Below are 22,599 nucleotides of genomic sequence, written 5' to 3' on the forward strand. Positions count from 1 at the left end.
ATGCTGCACCTAACAAATATTTCATTGATACTTACCTTTCTATTTATGAATCATAGGTATCTTTATATTAATTGTTATAATGTAACATTTAAAGATAAGGTTACACTTACCTTACATAAAGAAAACCCGCGGATAGCGGGTTAGTGATGCTTTACTTAGTTATTACAGACCCGGTCATGAGAGGTCTTAAGTCTAATATAAAGATTTAATATTTCAGAAGTAAGAAAGCTTGAGCACTGAATAGCATCTTTCTCTTTGTAGTTATCCTTAGTCACTAGTACTTAATCTTTAAGCACTCTGAGACAACCTAACTAAACTCAGGCCGCCTCAGGTTTCTGTATTTAAAATCCTTCGTAATTACAGACTTCTATGCTTGAAATAAAATCGAGAGGCATAGTCAATCTCTCAGCAGTAATAGTTTCGAAATGAACCCAGATAGCAGCTTCTCTATTCTCAAAACCAATACTTACAATTTTCACTAAATCATAAGGTTCAGCATTATGGGTCAGAATAATATTGTAAAGTTGATCTGAACGTACGTAAGAGATAAGCATTTGATGGATTGCCGCTTGTTCATCACTACTTAGTTCACTGTATTTACTTAGTTTGGGTAAGCCATATTGCGTATTCACTTCAATCCTTATTGATCTTAAGTTTTCTGTAGAAAACGGCGATTCTATCAATTTAGACAAAGCTGAATATATTGGCTTTTGTTAATTCTTTCTTATCAACCATCTTTTGGCCAATTTTCCTTCTTCAGCCAACAAAAATTGATTGAGGGATTTATAGCGCAGAATACTTTTCTAAAAATTCATCTATCCATCCTTGTGCCACTTCAAGATTGGTTATGTCATTCAGCTTTAGATTCGTTTCTTCTGCTTCGTTAAAGCCTTCAATAATAGCTTCAAAGATATTTGCCTCACTAATGACCTCACGTGCTATTTCAGCAGCGTCATAGCTTTGCTTGGCCTTCTTAAGCGAAGCTATTTGCTTATCAATCCCTTCACCGATTTTGCCTAATGCCAACTTAAACTCTTGACGATTAATTGTTAGCGCAGTTTTGGATTTATTAAGTGTTGCGATCATTGTGGTTTCCTTCTTTTTTTGGGCTACTATATTCAACATCTTGATAAAACCTAAGCCGCATATAGCGGCTTTTATAAATATTTATTGACTAGGGGCACGCTTGAAATTCTCATCATTCATGCAGTACTCAAGACTATCTCTAAGAATACCCACCATTCTGTAAATATGTTCCGGCTTTTCTAGAAAAATTTGTCCATTATTTTGAAGTTCTAGACCAGCGCGCTCAAGCTCAGTTTTACGAGATTCATCTATTGATACATTGAATTGAATTGTAGGACGCTTACGATTAACATCGTATCTAAACAACCATCTGTTTGTTTTATTTTGATATAGAACAGAGTAATAGCTCTCAGTATCACGCCCTTCAATCTCAACTTCTGGGAATAACTCCGTCACAATACGCAGTAAATCTTGCTCATCCTTTGTGGTGATGATTTTTTCATTGTCGGGATGCACAATAAAATCGGACTCTGGTATTGCTTGATTCACTTCAGGCTGATTTTCAGTTGGTTTCTGCTCAATTGGCTGTGCGGTAATAATTGTTGGAGAGGATAGGCCTTTAACGACTGTATCACTAATAGCTTGCTGTACCGCTTGCTGAACAAATGGCTGTATGGATTCAAGAAACTTAGTATTTAATTGGCGTTGTATGCTTGCTTGTTGTGCAACATATCTTACAAAATCAATATCAACCTCATTAATACTTTTCTTAATTACAGTTTTAAATTGCTGGATATATTGATTTTCTTCTGCAAAAAATCTTAACTTTTCCGCATGAAAATTGTCATGTTTAAATTCCGCTAACTGTGTCAGATCTTCAGGGTCAGCTTTTGTAAAATCAATTGTTAGAAATGGCTTTTCATCCATAACATTAGTGTTGATTAGATCTGTAAAAAATCTCCACTCACGACCATTTGTAATAGCACCAATAGTTACACCTAGGCTGCTGTTAAAATACCTTGATAGTTGTGGTGCATGATTGGTTAGATTTGCAACATAAGGCTTGGCTTCAATAAACATTACAGGCTGACCATTGCAATATAGTGCGTAATCTACACGCTCAGTTGCCTTAACTCCCGGGAAATCAGCTGCAAATTCCGCAAGAACTTTTGTGGGATCATATGGATTAAAACCCAAAATATCCAATAAAGGTAATATCAGCGCTTGCTTCGTGGTCTCTTCCGTTGAGCAGTGGACACCTACTTTTTTTACATGTTCAATATGATTTTTTAATCGTTGTACAAAATTATCCATAGTTTCCCCCTGGAATATTATCTTTACCTTGATTGGTAAATTACTTTTAATTAAATTTTTCTATACAACCCGACAACTTTACCTACTAGGCGGCAATCTTCTGTCAGTTTAATAATTTGCTCAGGCCAATCTGGATTAAGTGGCTGAAGGTACTTATCGCTGCCTTCAATAATTAGCTTTTTAAACGTAGCCTCACTCTCACCACAGCAGGCAATAATCACTAAATCATCGGTATGTAAGTCGAAAGTTTGAATATCAGGATTTACATAGATACGATCACCTGGCTTAAAGTCAGGCTTCATGGAATTTCCAACCACTACTAAACCATATCCATTTTTTCCACATTCTCTTATTGGCGGAAGATATTCATCCACTTCAACATCTTTAAGCACGGTTTCAATAGGATCAAATGAACCAGCAGCTACCCATGAAATAACAGGTACAGGAAAACCTTCCATAGGAATTTTTTGAGATAGATCGATATTGTTATCAAGTTTCTGATCACTTGATGCATCAAGCATTCCATACTTAGGATCACCGGCTAACCAGTGGGGATTCACACCTAAAAATTGAGCAGCTTTAGCATTTTTAAAGCTATCAAGCGACTTTGTTTTTCCATTAATCCATTGGCCTACCGCAGCTACAGATGCTTCGCAATACTTAGCCATGGCCGCTCTGTCCAGTTTCTTAAGTTTATTCTTGGACAAAAAATGAGATATGGCCTGATTGATCCGATCCTCAAGAGTACTCATATTAAAATTCACTTTAAATTTAAAGCCAGCTTACAACAATATTAATAAAGCTTGCTTGCAAAAATATATTAAAGTACACTTTAATAATAAAGCATACTTTCGAGATTGAACATGAGAGTACTCATCAAAACCAGTGACGCTCTTGATCATTTTAAAAATGCATCACGCCTAGCTGAAGAAATTGGCATCACTCCCCAAGCGATTAATCAATGGGGTGAATACATCCCAGATCCTTCTGTTGGAAAAATCATGGCTGTTATACCAGGGATTTCCTACAAGATTGTTAGAGAAGTACCCACGCCATCGCGATTAACCGCTTAAATTAATTATTAAGCATTTGATTTTAATTAAATACGTTCGAAGGAAGGGAAAATGAACATAACAGATGCAGCGTACAACACAGTTCGTGACTACCCAGGTGGTTCAGCCTCATTAGCTCCACGTATGGGAATCAAAAGCCCCGCTGTTCTAAACAGCAAGATCAACCCAAATACTGAAACTCACCATCTAACACTTGCTGAGGCTTCTAAATTGATGGCTTTGACTGGTGACTTTCGTATTTTGCAAGCATTAGCTGCTGAGCATGAAAAGGTTGCAATTAACCTTCCCGAAATCCCTGAATGCCGCGATATGGCGCTTACAGATAAGGTTTTGTGCGTCGGGATGCGTGGCGGGGATGTGATGAGTACGTTTCGCGAGATTATGGCTGACGGCCGCATCACTCCAGGTGAAGTGCGTGATATGTCAAAAGTAATTCACCAAATGCACGTTGTTTTGGCTGAGCTGGATAAACAAGTCCAGGCTTGTATCAATAACCCAGAAACAGAAAAAGCCTGACGGTCGAGGTCAGGCTTTTCGGTGTTTAAATCGTTGGAGATCCAAACAATGAATATGAAATCAAATTTAGCACATAAGCAGGGGGTAGACAACGATATTTCGTTACACCCATCCACTGCTAAAAAATTAGAGCGACAAGCCATGTCGAAAAAAGATGATGGGTATTCACCCTTGCCTAATTTCATCTGTGACGAAGGTTATCTAGCTGTATTAAGTGGGGATGCTATCAAGTGCATCGTTCTACTAAATCGTCACATCAAAGGATTTCACTTGGATCAAAAGTCAATGGGTGAAACCTTGGTAATGAAGATCACTGGAATTAAGGACAAGCGAACTGTACGTAAATGTATGGCTGATTTAGCTAAATACCAATTGATCAGCATTACTAAAACACTGGGCAAAAGTAGCTCTTATACACTCACCTTAGATGATCGTATTTCTATTGAAGCAGTAGCATCAAATGTAACTACATCTAATGCGGTTACATCAAATGTAGTTACATCTCATGTCACCACACCAGTAACATCAAATGTCACCACCACTAGTGACATCAAATGTCACTCTGTAAAAGAAATAGATTTAAAAGAAAATATTAAAGAAAACTTTAAAGAGAGAAACGCGCAAGAAAATTCAGTTGACCAAGTGTGGAATCCAAATCTTGAAACACTGAGTTCGATTCTCAAAACCACCAAACATTCACACCGTGTTTCTGAAATTCTTAGTCTGGAAGATTTTCAATTTCATCTTGGAAACTTCAACACACACCATGAGAAAAACTTTCAACTGACTGACAATCAAAAACACCGAAAGTTTGCACAGTGGATTATTCAAGAGTTTGAAAGAGTCTTGGAAAAAGCTGAACGCAAAAACAAACAATCATCTGGTTACACACGTTCTGAAAAACCAAATTCTAATCTTGACGTGAATACAGCCTGGGCAGACCAAGCATCGCAATATCACGCACCAGTGGATTCACCAGTCCATATTCCGGAGGACTTTGTATGAACGCAATGTCGATGTTGACTCAGGGATTAAAACAAACACACGCGATCTGCTCGAAACACAAAACCGCCATGGTACAAGCAGGCCCTTTTCAGAAGTGCCCACAATGCGCCGTTGAGTTCCATGAAGAACAACTCGCACAAGCACAGGCTGAAATTGATCGTACCGTACGTGAAAAACACTTTGCTGGGGCAATGCTTCCAGAGCGTCATGCAACATCAGGTTTTAAGAATTACCTGGTTAAACATGCTGGCCATCAAAATGCATTAAACCAGGTTGTTTCCTTTGCCAAGAACATGATCCATGGCCATAAAAACAACTTTGTGATGGTGGGACCTACTGGTACAGGAAAAACTCATCTCAGCTGCGCAACAGCTCGAACATTGCTCAACAAGGGCAAGTATGCACGCTACATCACCAGCGAAGATCTGGCACAGCGAATCATGGACGCATGGGATCGAAAAGTTCCTGACGCTACAGAGAAATCGGTAATTTATGACTTCAGCCAGTATGACCTGTTGATCCTGGATGAATATGGATTGCATGACCGTGATAAACGCCGTGAGCTAGTTCACAAAGTTTTATATGCACGCTATGACCGGATGAAGCCGACCATGCTGATTTCGAATCTAACACTGGCTGAACTGCAAAAGGATCTGGGTGATCGTCTTTGGTCTCGTTTCCAGCAAGGTGGTTTAACCATAGTGGAATGCAATTGGGCGGATCAGCGTGTAGGGGGTGGGGTGTGAATACAACAATTGAAGAATTTTTGAAAAATGGTGGCGAGATTAAGCAAATTGATTCTGATGATCAGTCAAAAATCCATAGGAAAGTTAGCTTTGAAGATCAGATAAGTTTGATGCTTTTTGCTTGTTATGCCACTACGCCATTTTCAGTGAAGGACGTGCAAGAAGCTGTTTTTGATTTCCATAGAACCACTATTTACAGCCTGCTTCAGGAGCATGTCAAAGGTGGTTATTTGGAGCGTGTATCAGAGAGTCATTACCGTGCAACTGCATATGCCAAAGACATTATGAATGTGAAAGGGGAAGTCACAGCATGAACTTAATCGAAAAATTGGGATTGGAAAACGCAAAAGCACTTGATGGGATGCTTCGAAAGCATGGTGTGCCTGAGAGTTGGAAAATCGCTGTAATCAATGGAATGTGGCAAAGAAGTTCGGATGGCTTTACTCATGGTGAATTACGCTCCGCTCTAGCCGACCACGACCGCATTGATACATGCACGGACATCAAAAACCACATTTCTCCAAATACGAAGGTGATTGAGAAATGAAAATTATTTTAATCGCATTTTTATTAATGGTATCCATCCAGGCGAATGCCTCATGCAAATACGAGGCTCGCGTTAGATTGGGTTTGGTGTGGTACACGGTGGATATTAAGACTGAAAAACCGCTAACCAGAAAACAGGTGATTGGCCGTCTAGCTCAAAAATATAACTTTCATGATGTTGGTGATATTTACGAAGTCAAAGGATGTGAAAGATGAGTGATTTTGAAAAGTGGTTTGAGGATCAAGACTTCTACACAAACATGCGATTCATCCATGGTGACAAGCTGTTTGACAAAGATGGTGATGTATATCGGGTGCTGCCAGTTCAGATGACTTATCAGGGGTGGAACACACAACGTCAGCGCTCTAAGGATGAATTTGTCGAACTCACTCAAGAATGGCACACCAAAGGCTGGAATGCTCGTCAGGGTGAGATTGATTCATTAAAAGCCCAGCTCAACAACATGGAGGCTTGTTATATCGAGAAGAAGAAGGAGGTTGAGGAGCTGCAGGCTAGAGCCAATAAAGCGCTATCAGTGACAGGGAATTACTGTGATGAGGATGATGCAGCCTTATTGGTCTTTGTTTTGGAGAAAGCCCTGCGAGGTGAGTCATGAAAGCAATAAAAATACCGTGTGAACATGACTTGCTAAGCAAGAACCACAATGTCTGGGCAGATGCTGTAATGAGGTGCAAAGGCGGAAATCCTTACTGTGGCGCAGATGGATTCTGTCACGCAGACGGGAAGTGTTTTGCGGATCAGGAACTCACAAGAGAGCAGGCTATTTTAGAGGTAGATCGTTTGGCTCAGGAGCTTCATCAGGCTAAGCAGGAAAATGACAATTTAAGAACTTCTTCTGCGAGCTTAATCAAGCAGCTTGAATTTGCATTAGAGCAGAACAAGAAGTCTGGAAAATCAGAGCGAGTTTTTGCAATTCGATATTGCATTGGTGAGATCAAGAAAACTTTGCGAGGTGCCAATGCGTAGAGCCGCAAAGGTTGATGCAAATCAGACTGAAATTGTTAAAGCGTTACGTCAGGTTGGGGCAAGTGTTCAATCACTTGCTTCAACTGGCAAAGGTTGTCCAGATCTACTGGTAGGCATTCGGGGATTAAATTTCTTGATTGAAGTGAAGGATGGGGCAAAACCTAAATCAGATAGAAAACTCACACCAGACCAAGTGGTATGGCATCAGACATGGCAAGGCCGTGTTTATGTGGTTGAGAGTGTGGAACAGGCATTAGAAGTAATTAGGGTTTAAGGGTGGATGGGATGGCTTTAGTAAAAATTTGGGATAAAGAAATTAAAGGGAAATTGTGGGGTGTTGGGGATATTCACGGCTGCTACAACCTGCTTATGACTCGACTTAAAGAAATTGGCTTCGACTTTGAAAATGATTTGTTGGTTGCGGTTGGCGATCTGGTGGATCGTGGCATTCAGAATGAAGAATGTGTAAGCCTGATTGATGAGCCATGGTTTACATCCGTAAAGGGAAACCATGAGGATTTGGTCATCATGGGTGATGTTAATCGCTCTTACTTCAATTGCCATATTCAAAATGGTGGTGAATGGTTTTATGACCTGGATTACCAGGTTCAGCGCGAAATCATTAAAAAATTAAAAACACTTCCGATTGCATTAGAGATTAGCCACAAGGGTAAAAAGTTCGGTTTTGTCCATGGTCATATTGAGCAGAATGACTGGGATGAGTTTAAGGATGAGCTTAATAATTTTGATAAAGCTCAACACATTATTGATCACAAGCGCTTCCCAACAGAATTAGCCATGTGGGGTCGTGAGCGCCTGAATGACGAGAATCCGCAATATACCCATGTATCAGGGATTGATGCGGTAATCATGGGGCATACGGTAACCCAGAAGCCATGCAAGCGCGATAACTGCTACTGGATTGATACCGGTGCAGTGCATTGGGGAACAATGACAATTTTAGATTTAAGCAAGATTTAAGAGGGAATAGGGATGAATGCGATGGTTGAAAAATTTGAACAGTTTGAATGGTTGATTCGGGGTACTACAGCAAAGTCACCTAACTTTGAGCCTGTGGTACATGGGACTAATGAGAAGCCTTTAACGTATCAGGATAAATTGGGGGCTATTGCTTCAATGGATACCGCTCTGGCGAAGGCAATTGCTTCAGTTATCGTATTTGGCCCAGCGGCAAAAGCTGACTTTGATCATGTGCAGGAACATTTGGCAAATATTATGATTTTGAATGCAGTCCAAGATAAACGTCGTGAACCGGAAGGAATCAAGATTAAAGATTTAGCCAAACGTGTTGCTTTTATGGTAATTCAGTTCGCCTTAGAGCCGACCTTCGAAGATAACTTTACTGCCAAAGGGCGGTTGCATCTTGCAGCTGGTGTTAGAGAGTCTGAGATGAGCCTAGATTGCTACCGAATGACATGGAAGCAATATGAAAATCTCATGACCCTGGCAATTGAATCTGCCATTGATGAGGCATCCAAGGCCATCAAAACGTATAAGAAAAATACTTATAAAGAATTTGAGGCATAGGGATTTCATTATTCTGAAAACCAAGGTATAGTTTCACTATACTGGTCGTATTACGGTTCAACCGAGACCAAGGCATTAAAGCTCATCGAAAGGTGGGCTTTTTTGACATTATTTATTCATAAAATTAAGTGATAATGCCTTTTTGTTTTTGAGCTCTAATTGAAATGGCGATTTTAACTGTTAAAAAACTAGAAGATACTCTCGGTAAATTAGTGGCTGAAGGCAAAAAGCCTGAAAAGATTTTATTAGGCTATAAAGCGTATGGCGAGCTAATGAATGATCGTAGCTTTTTTGAGGAAGTGGCTGGCTCGGCAATGGATCCAAACAAACGAAAATATAAAAATATTAAAATTAAGGTCACTCAAGACGAATATCAGTTTGAAGTGAAGTGTCAAAAATAGGTTTAAGCATCAAGGAAAGCTCGCCAAATGGTGGGCTTTTTTATTGCCTGTAAAAAGGCAACCCATTCCTGCTGGAGTGCTGACCAGTGGAACATGCCTTTGAGTAAACTTCCTTCGGGAATCTAGACTAGGGAGTAGCGTCCCGACCTAAAGAGGATTGAAAGCAAGTAAAGCAGACCGTGCATGTTAGGTGTGTGTGATTGTGAGTAGCGTCTGGCCCCGCGAAGAGGGTTGTCTTACCAAGATTTTAATAAGCCTTGTATATAATATTATTATGTATATAATGCGGGCCAGATTCTATGGCTGTAGTTTCTATTAAGTTTCTGCCTCCTTTCCCCATAAAGGAGGTATTTTTTTGTCTGGAGAAAAGTATGCTCCAATTTATATTCTGCTTATTCGGCCTTCATGGTGTGACTGAAATCGATTACACGATTGATGATGAAGAAATCAAGGTGTGTCGGGATTGTTTGAAAGAAGTTGAATAGCAAAAACCCCATTAAGAAATGGGGTCTGAGTAAGAATACATCGCCTGTGTTTTATTACAAATTAAAAGGATCATATTTAGTATCCTTGATTTCTAGGCCCACTAAAACCGCTGACAAGGCTAGAAGCCCTAAAATTTCTAAAAAGAACATGTCGTGTGAAATTGTAGCCAACGCTAAACAAGCCAAAGACATAAATATAAAAGCGCCTAATACGGAATATAGAAAAGAGAGTTTCATGATGAGATATATATTCAAAAAATAAAGCGTGATCAAATTAACATAAAATTTAAGTTATTTTTAACGTAAATTATACACAAACAATACGCTTTAATCGAAACCTTAAATAGCCGGACGTATTACGGCAATCAAAGCCCCTCGCATTCTAGATGTTGAGGGGTTTTTCTTTTCTTATTGGTGGTACCCATGACAGATAAAGTACAAGCTAAACAAGACTTAGAATTTTGCAGTGCTGAGCTGTCTAAGTATCAGAATCTTAGTCGATCTGGATTGACGCGTCATCAAATGATAGTAATCGATGAAATTATAATTAAGCTGAAAGAACGCATTAATAATTTACGGTTCACTTTGTATGGATGAAAAGGCTTATAAACTTTTCACCCAAAAAATCCCGCCAAAAAAGAAATCGCGTGTCAGACCCCTACCCAAAGCTGGTGAAAAATACTTAGAAGCATTCGATCGATTAAAAGAAATCTTGGATCGGATGGAAATCAAATACGAAGAATATTTTCACTTTAAAAGTACGAAGCACTGGCGTTTTGATTTACATCTGGTTGGCTATCTCACATTAATTGAAATTGCTGGTGGGCCTTGGTCTGGTGGTCGAAAAGGTAAGTTGGCCACCAAAGCCTGGAGTGTTGACCGGTACGACCATGCTGAAGAAATGGGTTACCGCTATCAGCGTTTTGAAGTCAATGATATCAACATGGGCCGTGCAACGGCATGGCTGAGAAATTTAAAGGCATCTTATGGAACAGTTCAGACCATTCCCGCCGACGGAGCTGATTGATCAGGCCGAGGAAGAGGAAGCTATTCGTTTGGCACCAGCACCAGAGCTTAAAGAATGGGTCGTGAATAACTGGCTTACTTTAGGTGGTGAATTACATAACCCGGATCATGATCATATTGCTGAATTACTGCATGACAATGAAGAGTTCCTTGCATTCGCCTGGGCTTCATCGGCCGCCGTAGCGAAAAAACGTATGGTGCTTGGGCAATGTGAAAAGGTCATGTTTAACGTAGGTGGGTGGAAGAAAGCACGTCAAGAACAGCAAATGCGTGATTGGTACGGCTTTGTACCTCAGTACCTGATCACTGTGGATGCAGCATTCTGTGAACAGGCTTCGGATCGTGAATTCTGTCGACTGATTGAACATGAGCTATATCACATCGGAGTTGAACGGGATGAAGATGGCGAAATCATTTACAGCGATATGACAGGGCTGCCTAAGCATTACCTGGCTGGCCATGACGTTGAAGTATTCTTTGGTGAAGTTAAGCGTTGGGGTGCAGACGAAACTGTGAAGCGATTGGTTGAACTTTCAAAACAAGCGCCGTTTGTATCTGAAACGAATATTGCAGCATGTTGTGGGAACTGTGTGATTGGATAAATTTTTTATCCGTCTTCTTTGACGTACTTTGACGGATAGAGGGAAATGGCTACTTTAAATAAAAAGCAAAAACTCTTTATTGTTCGCTCACTTGCACAATTTAATACACCGCAAGAAACTGTAGTGCTCGTCAAAGAAGAATTTAATATTGATGTGAGTCGTCAGCAGTGTGAAGCTTACGACCCCACTAAACGTGTTGGTAAAGATTTAAGTGATGAACTAAAGACAGAATTTGAAGCAACCCGAAAGGATTTTTTGGAAAAACCCCAAAACATTCCAATAGCAAATTTGACTGTTCGACTTCAGCGTTTAGAAAATCAATATCAAAAGCATGGCAAGAATCGAGTAGCCGCTTTGAATATTTTGAAGCAGGCTGCCGAAGATATGGGTGGTAAATATACCAATCGACAAGAGATTACCGGGAAGGACGGCGAAGCATTACAAACTACTGTAGTTCATGCCACCCAAGATCAGGTTGAAGCTGCAGTAAAGAAGGCTCAAGAGGAATACTAAATGGATCTGCAAACACAGGTTGAAAAGAAGCTGTGTGAAGATGAGCATTTATATTTCACCCGGCGTTTTTTCAAGCCCCGGATGGGCTTTAAATTTACGGTGAATTGGCACCATGTTTATATCTCTTGGATCATTGATCAGGTGATAGCTGGTGAGATTGCGAACGTGGTTATCAACGTTCCACCTGGAGCCGGAAAAACTGAACTGACCACCAACTTAATTCCACGTGGCTTAGCTTTAAATGCCCGGTCACGGTTTTTGTATTTGTCCTTTTCCCAATCACTGGTAGAAGGTGTTTCAGATACTGCGCGTGACATTGTGAAGTCGAAAGACTATCGCCAAATGTGGGATTTGACAGTATCCAACAGTACTGATTCAAAGAAAGAATGGAAAATCACGGTTGAGGACTATGACGTTGGTCATGTGTATGTTGCCTCTATGGGTGGACAGGTCACTGGACGACGGGCAGGAACACTCGCAGATGATGGATTTACTGGCTGTATCATCATTGATGACCCGTTAAAGCCTGAAGATGCTTTCAGTAAGATCAAGCGGGATGCTGCGAATCGTAAGCTACTGAACACGGTGAACTCCCGTAAAGCTAAGTCTGATACACCGATCATCATGATCATGCAGCGTCTTCACACTGAGGATCCAACTAACTTTGTCATGACGGGAAATCTACCAGGTGAATGGAACCAAGTATCTATTCCGGCACTGATTGATGATAAGTACATTGCAACACTGCCAGAGCATATTCAAAAACTGGTACCGCGAGATACTGAGCGTGATGAGCAGGGTCGTCAAAGTTATTGGCCAAAGAAAGAATCACTGCAATCCTTACTGCAGCTTGAAAAGGGCGGTAAGGATAAAGAGGGCGCGACGGTATCACGCTATACATTCTCAAGTCAGTACATGCAGCAGCCTAAAAAGCTGGGTGGTGATCTGATCAAATCTGAATGGTTTGGATTCTACAAAGAGCATCCAGAGCTTCAGTGGCGAGCAGTCCTTGTTGATACTGCGCAGAAAACCAAAGAGCACAATGATTACTCTGTATTTCTGCTGGTGGGTATGGGGATAGATGGAAAGCTGTACTTGCTTGATCTTTTACGTGGCAAATGGGAAGCACCGGAACTAAACCGCCAGGCTAAGGCATTTCTGGATAAGCACAAAGAATACACCTGGCATACCAAGCCTATTCGCTACATGAAAGTAGAGGATAAGGCATCTGGTACCCAACTGATCCAAACACTCGGTACTTACTCTGGTGTTGCTGTGATTCCCGTCCAGCGTAATACAGACAAGCTATCCCGGTTTATGGATGTACAGGTTCATCTTGAAGCAAACTATAAGGATAAGCCTGAAGATCGTTTTGTGATGGTACCTAAAGATGCTCACTGGGTAGGCGAGTTCTTTGAAGAGTGTGAAGCGTTTAATGCGGCATTTACCCATGATCATGATGACCAAGTGGATACGCTCATTGATGCAATTGAAGATGCAGTAATTGCGATTAATTATAGCCCACCAGCGGCTTAAGGTTTTATTTATGGCTAAGAAAAGTAAAAAGTCTGAAAATAGTAAGCCCGAATCTGGTGCACTCTATTCTCATGAGGCAGAGCAGGCCTTAATCAGTTATCTGACTAAAATGCCGGATGGTGATGAAGTTTTGCGTAAAGCCGGTGTTACCCGCCCACGGTTAAAAGTCATGATGTATGACGATGAGATTTATCAGGCAATTGAAAAACGCCAGGATAAACTTGAAAGTGCGCCGTGGCGAATAGAGCCGATAGACCGCCCAGAGTCAAAAATCATCATGGAGCATTTGCGCGAGTGGTGGTCTGAGATTTTGTTGGGTACCCAGAATGCCCGTTGGTATGGATATTCAGTCTTAGAGGCGATTTATACTAAGCCGGAAGAGCCGAGCCTACATATTGACGGCGATACCATTACGCCTTTTATTGGTTTTAAATGGATTGGTGAAAAGCCAATGCAGTGGTATGAGCCTAAAAATGATGGTCGCCTGATGTTGCTGGCTAACTACAACACGACTCGACAAGATCAAGAAGTAGATCAGCGCTTCAAACACTTTTTGACACGTTGTAAATCTACTTATGAGAATCCATTGGGTGAGGCTCTTTTAAGTCGACTGTACTGGGTCTGGTTCTTCAAAACGTCTGGCTTTAAGTTCTGGGCCAAGTTTGTTGAAAAGTTTGGCTTACCAATGCTGGTTGGTAAAACTGCCGGCAAGACGACAGATATGCGTGATGCACTACTTAGAGCACATGCCAGTTCGGTTATTGCCTTAAGTGGCACAGATTCGGTTGAAATCCAAACGGCAAATACTAATGGTAATGCATCCCAGACATTTGAAGTCTTTGATAAGAACCTTGAGCGCCGTATTCAAAAGGTGATTCTTGGTCAGACTCTTACATCTGGTACCGATGGCTCTGGATCTCGTGCGTTAGGGGATGTTCATCTTGAGGTTCAAAACTCAAAGTACAAAGCCGATGTGCGAATGATCATGCCAACGATCCAAGCCATTATCAATGCATTATGCGATCTTAATGGTTGGGAGCGCCACCGGGTCATTATTGGTGAAGAAAAGTCACTGGAAGAACCTAAAGCGGATCGTGATGTGAAGTTAAAGAATGCTGGTGCAGTCTTAACGCCGCAATACTTTAAGCGTGAGTACGGGCTTGAAGATGGTGATGTGATTGAGCAGCCTCAAACAGGTTTCAATCAATTCACCGCATTACCGCGCCAGGCATTTAACTTTAAGGCATCTGCAAACAAGCTCTCACCAGAGCAGCAGGAAGTTGAAGAATTAACTGATGGCCAAGATGAATTACAGTTATTGAAACCGGATCAGGTCAAGGAATTGGTATTCAAGTCTGATAGTCCTGAAAGCTTGGCTTATAACTTGATGCAATTGATACCTGCTGCAACTCAGACGCAGTTCACGGCTAATCTGGATCAGGCTTTGTATGCTGCAGATGTGTTGGGGTATGTGACGGCGCAAAATGGGAAGTAAGCTATGCAACCAGTCACATTCCTTGAGGCGCTTCGATTTGCTCACAATAAAAAGATCGTGCTACCTGATGAGTTCTATTCAATGGATCTAAAGACCCGGCAGATGGCAACCACGGTTAGCTTTCTATCGAGTCTTGAACAGATTGAGGCGGTCATTAAGGCTGTGAATAAATCGATTGCCGACGGCGGTACTTTTAAAGATTTTCAGAAGCTCATTGAAGAATCTGAAATCATTCTGCCAAAGCACTACCTAGACAATGTATTTCGTACCAACATCCAGAGTGCGTACGGTCATGGGCGGTGGCAACAACAGCAACGAAATAAGGCTAAGCGCTCGTACCTAATGTACTCAGCGATCAATGATAGTCGAGTGCGTCCTGCTCATTTAGCTTTGAATCGTATCGTACTGCCGATTGATCATCCATTCTGGCTAACACATTATCCTCCTACAGGTTTCCGCTGTAGATGCACGTGCGTAGCTTTAACAGAGAAGCAGGCATTGAAATACGGCATTACACCTGATGATCAATTGCCAGAAGTGGCCGAGGCGTTGGACTGGAGTTCTCATCCATTGCAGTTTGGTGAACTTGAATCACTGGTGGATAAAAAGATCAGTACTTCAAGTCTGGATAAGGAATATCTTCTGGAGCAGAAAGAGGTCATCAGGGCAGAATGGACGGCAAGTAAAAAACTCACCAGCCTGTTTGCTCCGATGGATGATAAGACTCGGGATCTGTTCGACACGGTGGCTAATACGGTGATTTCACTTGATCCAAGTATTCGGCCAAGTGCAATCCGCACCTTCCTGGATTATGTGCAGGGGAATGATTCAGCGCTGACCAGCTACTTAAACTCTGCTACAAGCTCTCTGGCTGATGATGTGCTTAAACGCTGGCTTAGTACCGATATGGCAGCTATTCAGACTGTGGCAAGCAATACGGCTTCAACTGTGGTGGGTGCTGCGACACTTCAGCAGGTAGCTGCGTATCAGGTAGGGCAGACAGTTCAATTAAATGCGCCGTTGTTGATGGCTGAAAGTGCTGGTGACATCGTGATTCAGATTGAGAATGCAAAAGGGATTGGTATCAATCTGGATATGCTGAATGCTGGCAACGGCGTTTTAATACCGATGGGATTGTCTTTTGAAGTGGTGTCGATTGAGGCGATTGAAGGGCAGATGGTTTATACACTCAAGCCCTTGTTGAACTAATTTAAAAATGAATATGACCGCCTTCTGGGCGGTTTTTTTTATGGAGCATGAAAAATGCCAGATCCGAATGAAGAAAGGCTGAAGTACCTCTTTAACGCCTCGGCCATTGAGGTACCTAAGGCTGAAGAAGGGCAGAAACGAAAATTTAAAGGTACTGCTTATGCCGGTGGTCGTGTAGATGGTCACTGGTATTGGGGGCGCTCCGGTGTGGTCTTTGATCTTGATGGAATTGAGATTGATAAGCCGACAGCCTTACTTGAAGAACACTTCGGCTCAAGTCGAATTGGTGTCGTTCAAACCGTGGATACAAATGGAAAGATTGATGTATCTGGTGATTTCCTTACAAACGCCAAAGCACAGGAAATTGTCCAGGACTCTGATGACGGTTTTCCATTCCAAATGTCGATGATGATTGATCCGGGATCTATTGAGGAAGTTTCGCAAGGCAAATCGGTCACTGTAAATGGTCAGTCGTTTGAAGGCCCAATCACCATCTTCCGTCAAAACCGTATTCGTGAATTTACGATCTGCTCGACTGGTGCTGATCGCAACACATCAATTAAAGCCTTCTCGGGCAAAGCCAATCCAAACCCAACCAAAGAGGACACAGACGTGACCGAATTAGAAAAAGCACAACAGGCCAAAGAGCAGGCAGAACGTGAGCGTGATGATGCCTTGGCTGAACTTAAGCAATTCAAAGCACAAAAGCGTGCTGATGAAATTGCAGCTTTAGAAACTGAGCTGAAAACACAGTTCAGTGCTGAAGATAAAACCACTTATACCAATATGGATGATTCGGTTTTTAGCTTCACGGCTAAGCAACTTCGTCAATTTTCTGCAGGTACTACTCAGCAGCCACCAGCTGGACAACAGCAACAACAAACACCAGGTGTAAATCCGGCATTTGCTCACTTATTCACTCATCAGGCAAACCCAGGGCAAGGTGGTCAATCAAATCACAATGACACTCACAAATTCACTTCTGGTGCACAAGCATTTGCAGAACAAAAGGGGAAATAATTCATGGCTATTCATTATGTACCGCCTATTTCGGTCACTTCAAAACGGCTGATCCTGGACAATGAAAAATTACGTCGTGCTAATGCCAAGGTGCCAACCGCCACAGCATTTAAATACGGCGATCTTTTAACACTGTCAGATGCCAATGTGCTGGCCCATGCCACTGATGAAAAAACATGGGATGTGATCTGTGGTCAGGATGTATCAGCTGCAGAAGCCACAATCAAGGCCGCTGATGGGATCGAAATCCCAGTGTATTACGGCGGCGTATTTAATGTCGAAGCTGTATCGGTAAATGGAACCTTGCTTACAACTGCTCAATATGATGCAGCGCGTGCACAGGCAACTAAAAACAAAATCGAACTTTCTAAGGTGTAATTAACATGCCACAGTCTTTTAATATTGAAGGTGCTCCACTTGAACTTCTTGATGTGGGTGAACTTGCACTAATCCACTCAAATTACCGTCCAATGGATACTTGGCTTTTAGACAAGCTTTTCCCAAACCGCCCGTTATTTAACCGTGATGATGTACCTTTGGCTGAAGTATCTGCCGAACATGATCTGGCACCACTGGTATCTCCGCAACAGCCTGGTAAGCCATTTGATACTACTCAATCTGGTGAAGTACGCCATGTTAAACCGGCTTACTACAAGCCAAAAAATCAGGTCACTCCGGCTGAAACTTTTGAAATTGCCTTGCTTGAGCGCTTACGTACTGCAGGTATCATCTCAACTGGTAACCAGCGACTATCTGAGCAAGAGCAAATGATCATTGCTCAAATCTCGGTAATGAAGCGCAACCATGATGCAATTGATAACTCTGTCCTCATGATGGCAATTGATTTACTGAAAAATGGTAAATACGCGCTTCACTCCGATGATTATGAATACAATCTGGTGGATTACCGTCGTGATGCATCTTTGACATTTACGCCGTTAACCAAGTGGAATGAAGCGGGTGCCAAGCCGGTAACGGATATCCGCACCATGCTTGAACGTCAATTGGCGGCTGATGGTGGTGAAGCCAAGCTGTCTGTTATGTCTGGCTTGGTTTGGGCAGCTCTCTGGAACAATGAAGAGTTCAAAAAAGAATTCATCACGCCGTATGCCGGTATTTCTGTTCCAGTGAATCCAAGTTTTGGTGTTAAGGAATCGGCGACCTTCAAAGGTACTTTTGATGGAATCGAATTCTGGGTATATGACGCAACTTACCGCAACAAGGGCAAGGTGAATCGTTTTATTCCTAAGGATTACTTCTCTTTGATCTCTGATACCAATGGTTCAGTTGCTCACTGTAAGATTAAAAACATGCTGGCCAACGGCGTTGCTCAGCAATACTTTGATCGTCAGTGGTACTGCGAAGATCCAAGCGGCATCATGCTGATGACTGAATCTGCTCCACTGGTTGTGCCGTCTAACAAGAACGGTGTCGTTGGTGGTACTGGCTTTATCACCCTATAAGGAGCAAGACATGCCGAAGTACACAGCAAAACAATCCATCGGGCATTTTATGCCGGGTGATGAAATCAAAGGGCTTGAAGCTAAACAACTTCAGGCCCTTTTAGCATCTGGGGCTATTGAAGAGTATCAAGAGCCGGAAGCGCCCAAGGCAGATAATACCGCTGCTCGTCTGGCTGAACTGGAAAAGGCCAATGCTGAGCTGACAACAGCAAATGCAGCCTTAACCGAGGCTAGTCAGACGGCGGCAGCTGATAAGGCGAAGGCAGATCATGAAATTGCTGAGCTAAAAGCTAAAGTGGCTGAGCTTGAAAAGGCTAAGCCAGCAGCTAAGCCTAAAGCGGACTCAAAACCTGCTGACGAAACCAAGTAGGTGATCTATGTACGCGACTGAAGCAGATTTGGTCGCACGATTTGGGGCTTCAATTGAGAACCTGAAATTGATGTATGAAGATGCAGCAAAAGGTTCTCAAGCAATTAATGATGCAATCCAGGATGCAATGGAGGAGATTAACGGTCATATCGGTGGTCGTTATCCTTTGCCGCTTCCCAATGTGCCGAGTAATTTAAAGCGTATGGCGTGTGATATTGCACGCTACCGCCTTCATTTTGAGCAGCCAACCGATGAGGTGCGAAAACGCTATGAAGATGCAATTGCATTCTTAAAGCGTGTGGCTGATAACAAAGCACATTTGCAGATTCAGTTACCTGAAACAAACCAGATCGTGGATGACCAACCTAAAGGGCGACCTTCGACAGCACCGGTCGGTACTTCATATACCGGTGGCGTATTTGGTGATGCCACTTTAGACATGATGCCCAGCATGAAGTGAGGTGTTTATGGCTTTTGCGATAACCATTCGAGCTGATAGCTCACCTATTGAAGCAGTGCTGAACCAATTGGGTAACTTTGATTCGTTGAAGAACCAGTTGTTTGATGAGATTGGTGCTGGGCTTGTGAATAGTACTCAGCATCGGTTTTTAACCGGCACTGGTGTGGATGGTAACCCGTGGAAGATTTCATGGCGTGCACGCATGCAAGGTGGCGAGACGCTGCGTGATACTGGCCGTCTAATGAATTCCTACACACACAATGTACTTTCAAGTGGTGTGGAAGTGGGCACTGATGTTGCGTACGCACCACATCTGCATTACGGCGCAACAATCCTACCCAAGAATGGCCAATACATCACTTTTGCAGTGGGTGGTCAATATCGGAAAGTTAAGCAATCCATTATTCCACCTCGGACTCAACTCGGTCTTGATGCGGAAGATGAAGTTATGGTTTTGGATATTGTCGGGAGTTTTATAGATGAGCACCTTCTTCGCGGTGCGTGATGAGATTGCAGAAAAGCTGAAAGAAATTCCAGAATTTCTAAAGATCTATACGCCGTTGAATTCAGTCAGCGTAACAGAGATGTCGCAGGTCACGCCGTCAGCACATGTCAATTTTGTTCGTATTGACAAAAAAGCCAGTGCAGGTCGTGGAAGTATCAATCAGATCGGTCAGCAATGGGCAGTTACGGTTGCATGCCGCAATGCTCAATCTCAGATGACCGATGGACGTGCTGTAAGTGATGAAGCGGGGCTTTTGACTGAAAAAGTAATTCAACTACTTTCCGGTTGGCAGCCTCAAGCATCACGCACGGCACTGGATTTCATATCGGTTCGGGATGGTTATAGTCCGGGCTTTGCATACATCACGATTATTTTTGAGTCACAAAAATTCATTTAGGAGCCAGTCATGGCAAAACAATACAAAGCATTACAGCCTGTCGGCCGCTTTCAAAAGGGCGATGTCGTTGGCGGGCTGGATGATGCACAAATCAAAAAATTACTGGCAGATGGTGTGATTCAGGAAATGCCTGAACCTAAAGCTGCTCCAGCCAAGAAAACCACAGGGGATGAAAAGTAATGGCTAAAGAATATATCTCGTTGCAGGGTAAATTCTATTTATCCAAGCTAACCAATGGTATTGCTGGCGCTATGCGTCATCTGGGTAACGTGCCCGATTTTGAGCTTGAGATTGGTGCAGATGTTATTGAGCACCAGGAATCAACATCAGGCAATCGCACAACCGACTTCACGATGGTAAATACAACTTCTGTGAATTTCTCTGGAACACTTGAAGAAGTAGACAAAGACAATCTGGAGTACATCGTATCTGGTACCAACTCTGAAGTTGTAAGCAAAGCGCTTGCTGATGAATCATTGGGTACTGTGGTTGCTGGTCAGGAAATCCAATTAAAGGGCTACAACTTATCAGAAGTGACCTTTAAGGACTCAACCAGCAGCACACCAAAAACACTTACTGATGATCAGTACACCGTAGATGCTAAGTTTGGCACTGTGATTTTCCATGATGTAGCAGACCTCACGATGCCGATCCTAGCCACCTACACAACAGGTGCTGTAACACATACCACTTTGGCAAATAACTTCAATGAAGAATATGAGTTGTTCTTCAAAGGGGTGAATACAGCAAATGGTAAGCATATGGCTGTTCGTTTGTGGCGTACCAAGAAGTCACCTGAAACCACTTTCCCATTAATTCATGAAGAATTGGGTCAGTATGAAATCTCTGGTCAGGCCTTATCTGATGTGGGTAAAGAAACAGACCCAACACTTGGCTTATATGGTCATATCGTAACGATTCCGGCAGCGACAGCACCTTAGCCCACACAGGCACAAAGAAATCCACGGCGCATAAGCGTCTTTTTTTGTGCCTGTACTTTTTATCAATGTTATAATTTAGGCAGAATTATAAGCATTGGTGAGAAGATGGATAAACCAAATTTTGATGACATCGACCAAATACCTGTTGTGCACGTAAGTGTTCAAAGTACAGGTGATGAAACTCTTATAAAATATGAATCAAATGATGAAGGGCTTTTAAATGAAGTTGTAAGTCAGATTGATAAGAAAGTTTTCATTGTTGATGACCCTTTGTGTCCTCGATAAAAGCAAAATACATAGCCACCTTAGGGTGGTTTTTTAATACCCGAGATCCCATCATGAATGATTTTTTCCTAGCAACGAATCGAAGCATCAAAATCAATGACATTGAAGTTCGCCAGATCCAGATGAAAGACTTTGACACCTGGGCAATGCATGCTGAGCCGTTAAAGAACTTCATCAAAGATCAAAATCATTCAGATGAAATTTTGACACAGTTATTTAAAGTTCATGGGGTACAGGTCATTTCTACCATTGCCTGTGTGAGCAACCTGAATCAGAAAGCAATTTTTGATCTTGCAGCAGATGAGCAAGGATTTAAAGAGCTACTTAAAGCAGTACTTCTGGTCAATCAGGCTTACTTCAAATATGAAAAGCCAAAGCGTGGAGCTAAAAAGAAAGATGACTCTACCTGGTTTGATTCATTCCAGTTTCTGGTATCAATGGGCCATCAGCATGGCGAAATCATGGAAATGACCTACGGTGCATTCCAGAGCTATGTGAAAGCAGCAAACAAGATGTACAAGCAGGGAATCTTTAATAACGCCGTTGCAGCGCGTGTAGCACAATCTGATAAGAAAGGCTTTGAATCATTTAAGAAAGAAATGGTTTCTGATTGATCGTGCAGCGCCCTAAAGTTATGATGGGAAAATAATAATTTAGGGGGTTGGTGTGAAAAAATTATTATTAATTACGGTTCTTATGCTTAGTACCACAGCTTTTGCTGTAGAAGTGAACTCTGTACGTGGTAGTACCAGCTATGTGAAACCCGGTTCTTCACTGGGGCAAATGTTTGATGTATTGGGTGAACCCGAATCTTCTTATAAGCATGTTATTCATGACCGCAAAGGATGGCCACATAAAGCATCTTCATATCGCTACACTGTAAATGGTCAGAAATACACTATCACCGTGGTGGATGGCCAGATCTATAAGATTGAGTGGGAGAGATAGGAGTGAAATATTTGCTTATAGCTCTCGTGATTCTTGCTTCTGGCATGCTTTATTTTATGCATCAGAGCAATAAGGCTGCTGCTGAGAGATTGAAACAGGCTGAGATTACCAACCAAAAAAGATTAGAGCAAAATAAGATCGATGCCATTAATGCCGAAAAAGCCGCCCAAACAAGAAGGCT

35 protein-coding genes are annotated in these 22,599 nt (G+C 42.1%); 31 read left to right on the top strand and 4 right to left on the bottom strand.

The window, feature by feature from the left end:
• Positions 1–341: 341 nt before the first annotated feature.
• From ACIG3F_RS14225 to ACIG3F_RS14240, 4 genes are all read right to left on the bottom strand, one after another.
• Positions 342–632: a hypothetical protein gene (locus ACIG3F_RS14225; protein ID WP_253099069.1), complete on the bottom strand. Its 291-nt coding sequence runs from the start codon at positions 630–632 to the stop codon at positions 342–344.
• A gap of 151 nt (positions 633–783) precedes the next feature.
• A complete protein-coding gene (locus tag ACIG3F_RS14230; RefSeq protein WP_044110348.1) occupies positions 784–1,086 on the bottom strand; it encodes a hypothetical protein in 303 nt (100 codons plus the stop codon).
• A gap of 81 nt (positions 1,087–1,167) precedes the next feature.
• The gene (locus ACIG3F_RS14235) at positions 1,168–2,340 is read right to left on the bottom strand and encodes a type I restriction endonuclease (RefSeq protein ID WP_004893819.1); all 1,173 of its coding nucleotides are present in this window, start codon (positions 2,338–2,340) and stop codon (positions 1,168–1,170) included.
• 50 nt (positions 2,341–2,390) lie between these two features.
• Complete coding sequence (locus ACIG3F_RS14240; RefSeq protein ID WP_016807135.1) at positions 2,391–3,092, bottom strand: LexA family transcriptional regulator; 702 nt, start codon at positions 3,090–3,092, stop codon at positions 2,391–2,393.
• A 111-nt stretch (positions 3,093–3,203) separates the two neighbouring features.
• On the opposite strand from ACIG3F_RS14240, the gene ACIG3F_RS14245 reads away from it, so the two are divergent.
• From ACIG3F_RS14245 to ACIG3F_RS14395, 31 genes are all read left to right on the top strand, one after another.
• Complete coding sequence (locus ACIG3F_RS14245) at positions 3,204–3,413, top strand: Cro/CI family transcriptional regulator (RefSeq protein WP_004893824.1); 210 nt, start codon at positions 3,204–3,206, stop codon at positions 3,411–3,413.
• Positions 3,414–3,464: 51 nt separating this feature from the next.
• Positions 3,465–3,929 (top strand): phage regulatory CII family protein, encoded by a 465-nt coding sequence (locus tag ACIG3F_RS14250; RefSeq protein WP_004646421.1) that lies wholly within the window; start codon positions 3,465–3,467, stop codon positions 3,927–3,929.
• A 48-nt stretch (positions 3,930–3,977) separates the two neighbouring features.
• The gene (locus ACIG3F_RS14255; protein ID WP_396470363.1) at positions 3,978–4,934 is read left to right on the top strand and encodes a replication protein; all 957 of its coding nucleotides are present in this window, start codon (positions 3,978–3,980) and stop codon (positions 4,932–4,934) included.
• Positions 4,931–5,680 (top strand): ATP-binding protein, encoded by a 750-nt coding sequence (locus tag ACIG3F_RS14260; RefSeq protein ID WP_396470364.1) that lies wholly within the window; start codon positions 4,931–4,933, stop codon positions 5,678–5,680. Before ACIG3F_RS14255 ends, ACIG3F_RS14260 begins: the two co-directional genes overlap by 4 nt.
• Positions 5,677–5,994, top strand: coding sequence for a hypothetical protein (locus ACIG3F_RS14265; protein ID WP_262457388.1), 318 nt, complete (start codon positions 5,677–5,679; stop codon positions 5,992–5,994). Before ACIG3F_RS14260 ends, ACIG3F_RS14265 begins: the two co-directional genes overlap by 4 nt.
• Positions 5,991–6,227 (top strand): hypothetical protein, encoded by a 237-nt coding sequence (locus ACIG3F_RS14270; RefSeq protein ID WP_262457389.1) that lies wholly within the window; start codon positions 5,991–5,993, stop codon positions 6,225–6,227. Before ACIG3F_RS14265 ends, ACIG3F_RS14270 begins: the two co-directional genes overlap by 4 nt.
• On the top strand, positions 6,224–6,442 hold the full coding sequence (locus ACIG3F_RS14275) for a hypothetical protein (protein WP_074382922.1): 219 nt from the start codon (positions 6,224–6,226) through the stop codon (positions 6,440–6,442). The genes ACIG3F_RS14270 and ACIG3F_RS14275 overlap by 4 nt, the downstream gene beginning before the upstream one ends.
• Positions 6,439–6,843, top strand: coding sequence for a hypothetical protein (locus tag ACIG3F_RS14280; RefSeq protein ID WP_396470365.1), 405 nt, complete (start codon positions 6,439–6,441; stop codon positions 6,841–6,843). Before ACIG3F_RS14275 ends, ACIG3F_RS14280 begins: the two co-directional genes overlap by 4 nt.
• A complete protein-coding gene (locus tag ACIG3F_RS14285) occupies positions 6,840–7,214 on the top strand; it encodes a hypothetical protein (protein WP_253099090.1) in 375 nt (124 codons plus the stop codon). The genes ACIG3F_RS14280 and ACIG3F_RS14285 overlap by 4 nt, the downstream gene beginning before the upstream one ends.
• Positions 7,207–7,488, top strand: a complete 282-nt coding sequence (locus ACIG3F_RS14290) for a hypothetical protein (RefSeq protein ID WP_253099092.1) — start codon at positions 7,207–7,209, stop codon at positions 7,486–7,488. Before ACIG3F_RS14285 ends, ACIG3F_RS14290 begins: the two co-directional genes overlap by 8 nt.
• Before the next feature lie 11 nt (positions 7,489–7,499).
• Positions 7,500–8,195: a metallophosphoesterase gene (locus ACIG3F_RS14295; protein ID WP_253099095.1), complete on the top strand. Its 696-nt coding sequence runs from the start codon at positions 7,500–7,502 to the stop codon at positions 8,193–8,195.
• A gap of 12 nt (positions 8,196–8,207) precedes the next feature.
• Positions 8,208–8,762, top strand: coding sequence for a hypothetical protein (locus ACIG3F_RS14300; RefSeq protein WP_396470366.1), 555 nt, complete (start codon positions 8,208–8,210; stop codon positions 8,760–8,762).
• 164 nt (positions 8,763–8,926) lie between these two features.
• Positions 8,927–9,163, top strand: a complete 237-nt coding sequence (locus ACIG3F_RS14305; RefSeq protein ID WP_004645336.1) for a hypothetical protein — start codon at positions 8,927–8,929, stop codon at positions 9,161–9,163.
• 1,074 nt (positions 9,164–10,237) lie between these two features.
• On the top strand, positions 10,238–10,675 hold the full coding sequence (locus ACIG3F_RS14310) for a hypothetical protein (protein ID WP_396470367.1): 438 nt from the start codon (positions 10,238–10,240) through the stop codon (positions 10,673–10,675).
• A complete protein-coding gene (locus ACIG3F_RS14315) occupies positions 10,635–11,276 on the top strand; it encodes a putative metallopeptidase (RefSeq protein ID WP_396470368.1) in 642 nt (213 codons plus the stop codon). Before ACIG3F_RS14310 ends, ACIG3F_RS14315 begins: the two co-directional genes overlap by 41 nt.
• 45 nt (positions 11,277–11,321) lie before the next feature.
• Complete coding sequence (locus ACIG3F_RS14320; protein WP_086044614.1) at positions 11,322–11,789, top strand: DUF2280 domain-containing protein; 468 nt, start codon at positions 11,322–11,324, stop codon at positions 11,787–11,789.
• Positions 11,790–13,325, top strand: a complete 1,536-nt coding sequence (terL, locus tag ACIG3F_RS14325) for a phage terminase large subunit (RefSeq protein WP_086044615.1) — start codon at positions 11,790–11,792, stop codon at positions 13,323–13,325. It abuts the gene before it with no gap.
• Between the two features lie 10 nt (positions 13,326–13,335).
• On the top strand, positions 13,336–14,820 hold the full coding sequence (locus tag ACIG3F_RS14330; protein WP_396470370.1) for a DUF935 family protein: 1,485 nt from the start codon (positions 13,336–13,338) through the stop codon (positions 14,818–14,820).
• 3 nt (positions 14,821–14,823) lie between these two features.
• Positions 14,824–16,029 (top strand): phage minor head protein, encoded by a 1,206-nt coding sequence (locus tag ACIG3F_RS14335; protein WP_396470371.1) that lies wholly within the window; start codon positions 14,824–14,826, stop codon positions 16,027–16,029.
• A gap of 54 nt (positions 16,030–16,083) precedes the next feature.
• Positions 16,084–17,049: a hypothetical protein gene (locus ACIG3F_RS14340; protein WP_396470372.1), complete on the top strand. Its 966-nt coding sequence runs from the start codon at positions 16,084–16,086 to the stop codon at positions 17,047–17,049.
• A 3-nt stretch (positions 17,050–17,052) separates the two neighbouring features.
• A complete protein-coding gene (locus ACIG3F_RS14345) occupies positions 17,053–17,427 on the top strand; it encodes a hypothetical protein (RefSeq protein WP_074382912.1) in 375 nt (124 codons plus the stop codon).
• Between the two features lie 5 nt (positions 17,428–17,432).
• A complete protein-coding gene (locus ACIG3F_RS14350) occupies positions 17,433–18,512 on the top strand; it encodes a major capsid protein (protein WP_396470373.1) in 1,080 nt (359 codons plus the stop codon).
• 10 nt (positions 18,513–18,522) lie between these two features.
• Entirely contained in the window at positions 18,523–18,882 is a 360-nt protein-coding gene (locus ACIG3F_RS14355) for a hypothetical protein (protein WP_396470374.1), read from the top strand.
• A gap of 7 nt (positions 18,883–18,889) precedes the next feature.
• Positions 18,890–19,342, top strand: coding sequence for a gp436 family protein (locus ACIG3F_RS14360; protein WP_005104406.1), 453 nt, complete (start codon positions 18,890–18,892; stop codon positions 19,340–19,342).
• 7 nt (positions 19,343–19,349) lie between these two features.
• Positions 19,350–19,847 carry a phage virion morphogenesis protein gene (locus ACIG3F_RS14365; protein WP_396470376.1) on the top strand — a complete coding sequence of 166 codons (498 nt, stop codon included), beginning with the start codon at positions 19,350–19,352 and terminating at the stop codon, positions 19,845–19,847.
• Positions 19,822–20,244 (top strand): hypothetical protein, encoded by a 423-nt coding sequence (locus tag ACIG3F_RS14370; protein WP_004646451.1) that lies wholly within the window; start codon positions 19,822–19,824, stop codon positions 20,242–20,244. Before ACIG3F_RS14365 ends, ACIG3F_RS14370 begins: the two co-directional genes overlap by 26 nt.
• A gap of 9 nt (positions 20,245–20,253) precedes the next feature.
• On the top strand, positions 20,254–20,424 hold the full coding sequence (locus ACIG3F_RS14375) for a hypothetical protein (protein ID WP_396470378.1): 171 nt from the start codon (positions 20,254–20,256) through the stop codon (positions 20,422–20,424).
• Positions 20,424–21,185 carry a hypothetical protein gene (locus ACIG3F_RS14380; RefSeq protein ID WP_396470380.1) on the top strand — a complete coding sequence of 254 codons (762 nt, stop codon included), beginning with the start codon at positions 20,424–20,426 and terminating at the stop codon, positions 21,183–21,185. Before ACIG3F_RS14375 ends, ACIG3F_RS14380 begins: the two co-directional genes overlap by 1 nt.
• A 105-nt stretch (positions 21,186–21,290) precedes the next feature.
• Positions 21,291–21,470 (top strand): hypothetical protein, encoded by a 180-nt coding sequence (locus tag ACIG3F_RS14385; protein ID WP_396470382.1) that lies wholly within the window; start codon positions 21,291–21,293, stop codon positions 21,468–21,470.
• A gap of 53 nt (positions 21,471–21,523) precedes the next feature.
• Positions 21,524–22,084 (top strand): hypothetical protein, encoded by a 561-nt coding sequence (locus ACIG3F_RS14390; RefSeq protein WP_396470383.1) that lies wholly within the window; start codon positions 21,524–21,526, stop codon positions 22,082–22,084.
• Positions 22,085–22,166: 82 nt separating this feature from the next.
• Positions 22,167–22,418 (top strand): hypothetical protein, encoded by a 252-nt coding sequence (locus ACIG3F_RS14395; protein ID WP_396470385.1) that lies wholly within the window; start codon positions 22,167–22,169, stop codon positions 22,416–22,418.
• The last annotated feature ends 181 nt before the right edge of the window (positions 22,419–22,599 follow it).

Origin of the sequence: Acinetobacter sp. NPDC052428 (assembly GCF_044547685.1) — a bacterium.
GTDB lineage: Bacteria > Pseudomonadota > Gammaproteobacteria > Pseudomonadales > Moraxellaceae > Acinetobacter > Acinetobacter lwoffii_G.

What these genes read in the sequence shown, in the direction of transcription:
- ACIG3F_RS14320 (WP_086044614.1), top strand. Translation starts at nt 11,322, where the DNA reads ATGGCTACTTTAAATAAAAAGCAAAAACTCTTTATTGTTCGCTCACTT.
- ACIG3F_RS14385 (WP_396470382.1), top strand. Translation starts at nt 21,291, where the DNA reads ATGGATAAACCAAATTTTGATGACATCGACCAAATACCTGTTGTGCAC.
- ACIG3F_RS14240 (WP_016807135.1), bottom strand. Translation starts at nt 3,092, where the DNA reads ATGAGTACTCTTGAGGATCGGATCAATCAGGCCATATCTCATTTTTTG.
- ACIG3F_RS14365 (WP_396470376.1), top strand. Translation starts at nt 19,350, where the DNA reads ATGGCTTTTGCGATAACCATTCGAGCTGATAGCTCACCTATTGAAGCA.
- ACIG3F_RS14275 (WP_074382922.1), top strand. Translation starts at nt 6,224, where the DNA reads ATGAAAATTATTTTAATCGCATTTTTATTAATGGTATCCATCCAGGCG.
- ACIG3F_RS14230 (WP_044110348.1), bottom strand. Translation starts at nt 1,086, where the DNA reads ATGATCGCAACACTTAATAAATCCAAAACTGCGCTAACAATTAATCGT.
- ACIG3F_RS14375 (WP_396470378.1), top strand. Translation starts at nt 20,254, where the DNA reads ATGGCAAAACAATACAAAGCATTACAGCCTGTCGGCCGCTTTCAAAAG.
- ACIG3F_RS14285 (WP_253099090.1), top strand. Translation starts at nt 6,840, where the DNA reads ATGAAAGCAATAAAAATACCGTGTGAACATGACTTGCTAAGCAAGAAC.
- ACIG3F_RS14295 (WP_253099095.1), top strand. Translation starts at nt 7,500, where the DNA reads ATGGCTTTAGTAAAAATTTGGGATAAAGAAATTAAAGGGAAATTGTGG.
- ACIG3F_RS14370 (WP_004646451.1), top strand. Translation starts at nt 19,822, where the DNA reads ATGAGCACCTTCTTCGCGGTGCGTGATGAGATTGCAGAAAAGCTGAAA.
- ACIG3F_RS14310 (WP_396470367.1), top strand. Translation starts at nt 10,238, where the DNA reads ATGGATGAAAAGGCTTATAAACTTTTCACCCAAAAAATCCCGCCAAAA.
- ACIG3F_RS14395 (WP_396470385.1), top strand. Translation starts at nt 22,167, where the DNA reads ATGCTTAGTACCACAGCTTTTGCTGTAGAAGTGAACTCTGTACGTGGT.
- ACIG3F_RS14360 (WP_005104406.1), top strand. Translation starts at nt 18,890, where the DNA reads ATGTACGCGACTGAAGCAGATTTGGTCGCACGATTTGGGGCTTCAATT.
- ACIG3F_RS14290 (WP_253099092.1), top strand. Translation starts at nt 7,207, where the DNA reads ATGCGTAGAGCCGCAAAGGTTGATGCAAATCAGACTGAAATTGTTAAA.
- ACIG3F_RS14315 (WP_396470368.1), top strand. Translation starts at nt 10,635, where the DNA reads ATGGAACAGTTCAGACCATTCCCGCCGACGGAGCTGATTGATCAGGCC.
- ACIG3F_RS14260 (WP_396470364.1), top strand. Translation starts at nt 4,931, where the DNA reads ATGAACGCAATGTCGATGTTGACTCAGGGATTAAAACAAACACACGCG.
- ACIG3F_RS14355 (WP_396470374.1), top strand. Translation starts at nt 18,523, where the DNA reads ATGCCGAAGTACACAGCAAAACAATCCATCGGGCATTTTATGCCGGGT.
- ACIG3F_RS14335 (WP_396470371.1), top strand. Translation starts at nt 14,824, where the DNA reads ATGCAACCAGTCACATTCCTTGAGGCGCTTCGATTTGCTCACAATAAA.
- ACIG3F_RS14255 (WP_396470363.1), top strand. Translation starts at nt 3,978, where the DNA reads ATGAATATGAAATCAAATTTAGCACATAAGCAGGGGGTAGACAACGAT.
- ACIG3F_RS14245 (WP_004893824.1), top strand. Translation starts at nt 3,204, where the DNA reads ATGAGAGTACTCATCAAAACCAGTGACGCTCTTGATCATTTTAAAAAT.
- ACIG3F_RS14340 (WP_396470372.1), top strand. Translation starts at nt 16,084, where the DNA reads ATGCCAGATCCGAATGAAGAAAGGCTGAAGTACCTCTTTAACGCCTCG.
- ACIG3F_RS14345 (WP_074382912.1), top strand. Translation starts at nt 17,053, where the DNA reads ATGGCTATTCATTATGTACCGCCTATTTCGGTCACTTCAAAACGGCTG.
- terL (WP_086044615.1), top strand. Translation starts at nt 11,790, where the DNA reads ATGGATCTGCAAACACAGGTTGAAAAGAAGCTGTGTGAAGATGAGCAT.
- ACIG3F_RS14280 (WP_396470365.1), top strand. Translation starts at nt 6,439, where the DNA reads ATGAGTGATTTTGAAAAGTGGTTTGAGGATCAAGACTTCTACACAAAC.
- ACIG3F_RS14270 (WP_262457389.1), top strand. Translation starts at nt 5,991, where the DNA reads ATGAACTTAATCGAAAAATTGGGATTGGAAAACGCAAAAGCACTTGAT.
- ACIG3F_RS14380 (WP_396470380.1), top strand. Translation starts at nt 20,424, where the DNA reads ATGGCTAAAGAATATATCTCGTTGCAGGGTAAATTCTATTTATCCAAG.
- ACIG3F_RS14235 (WP_004893819.1), bottom strand. Translation starts at nt 2,340, where the DNA reads ATGGATAATTTTGTACAACGATTAAAAAATCATATTGAACATGTAAAA.
- ACIG3F_RS14305 (WP_004645336.1), top strand. Translation starts at nt 8,927, where the DNA reads ATGGCGATTTTAACTGTTAAAAAACTAGAAGATACTCTCGGTAAATTA.
- ACIG3F_RS14300 (WP_396470366.1), top strand. Translation starts at nt 8,208, where the DNA reads ATGAATGCGATGGTTGAAAAATTTGAACAGTTTGAATGGTTGATTCGG.
- ACIG3F_RS14390 (WP_396470383.1), top strand. Translation starts at nt 21,524, where the DNA reads ATGAATGATTTTTTCCTAGCAACGAATCGAAGCATCAAAATCAATGAC.
- ACIG3F_RS14330 (WP_396470370.1), top strand. Translation starts at nt 13,336, where the DNA reads ATGGCTAAGAAAAGTAAAAAGTCTGAAAATAGTAAGCCCGAATCTGGT.
- ACIG3F_RS14350 (WP_396470373.1), top strand. Translation starts at nt 17,433, where the DNA reads ATGCCACAGTCTTTTAATATTGAAGGTGCTCCACTTGAACTTCTTGAT.
- ACIG3F_RS14250 (WP_004646421.1), top strand. Translation starts at nt 3,465, where the DNA reads ATGAACATAACAGATGCAGCGTACAACACAGTTCGTGACTACCCAGGT.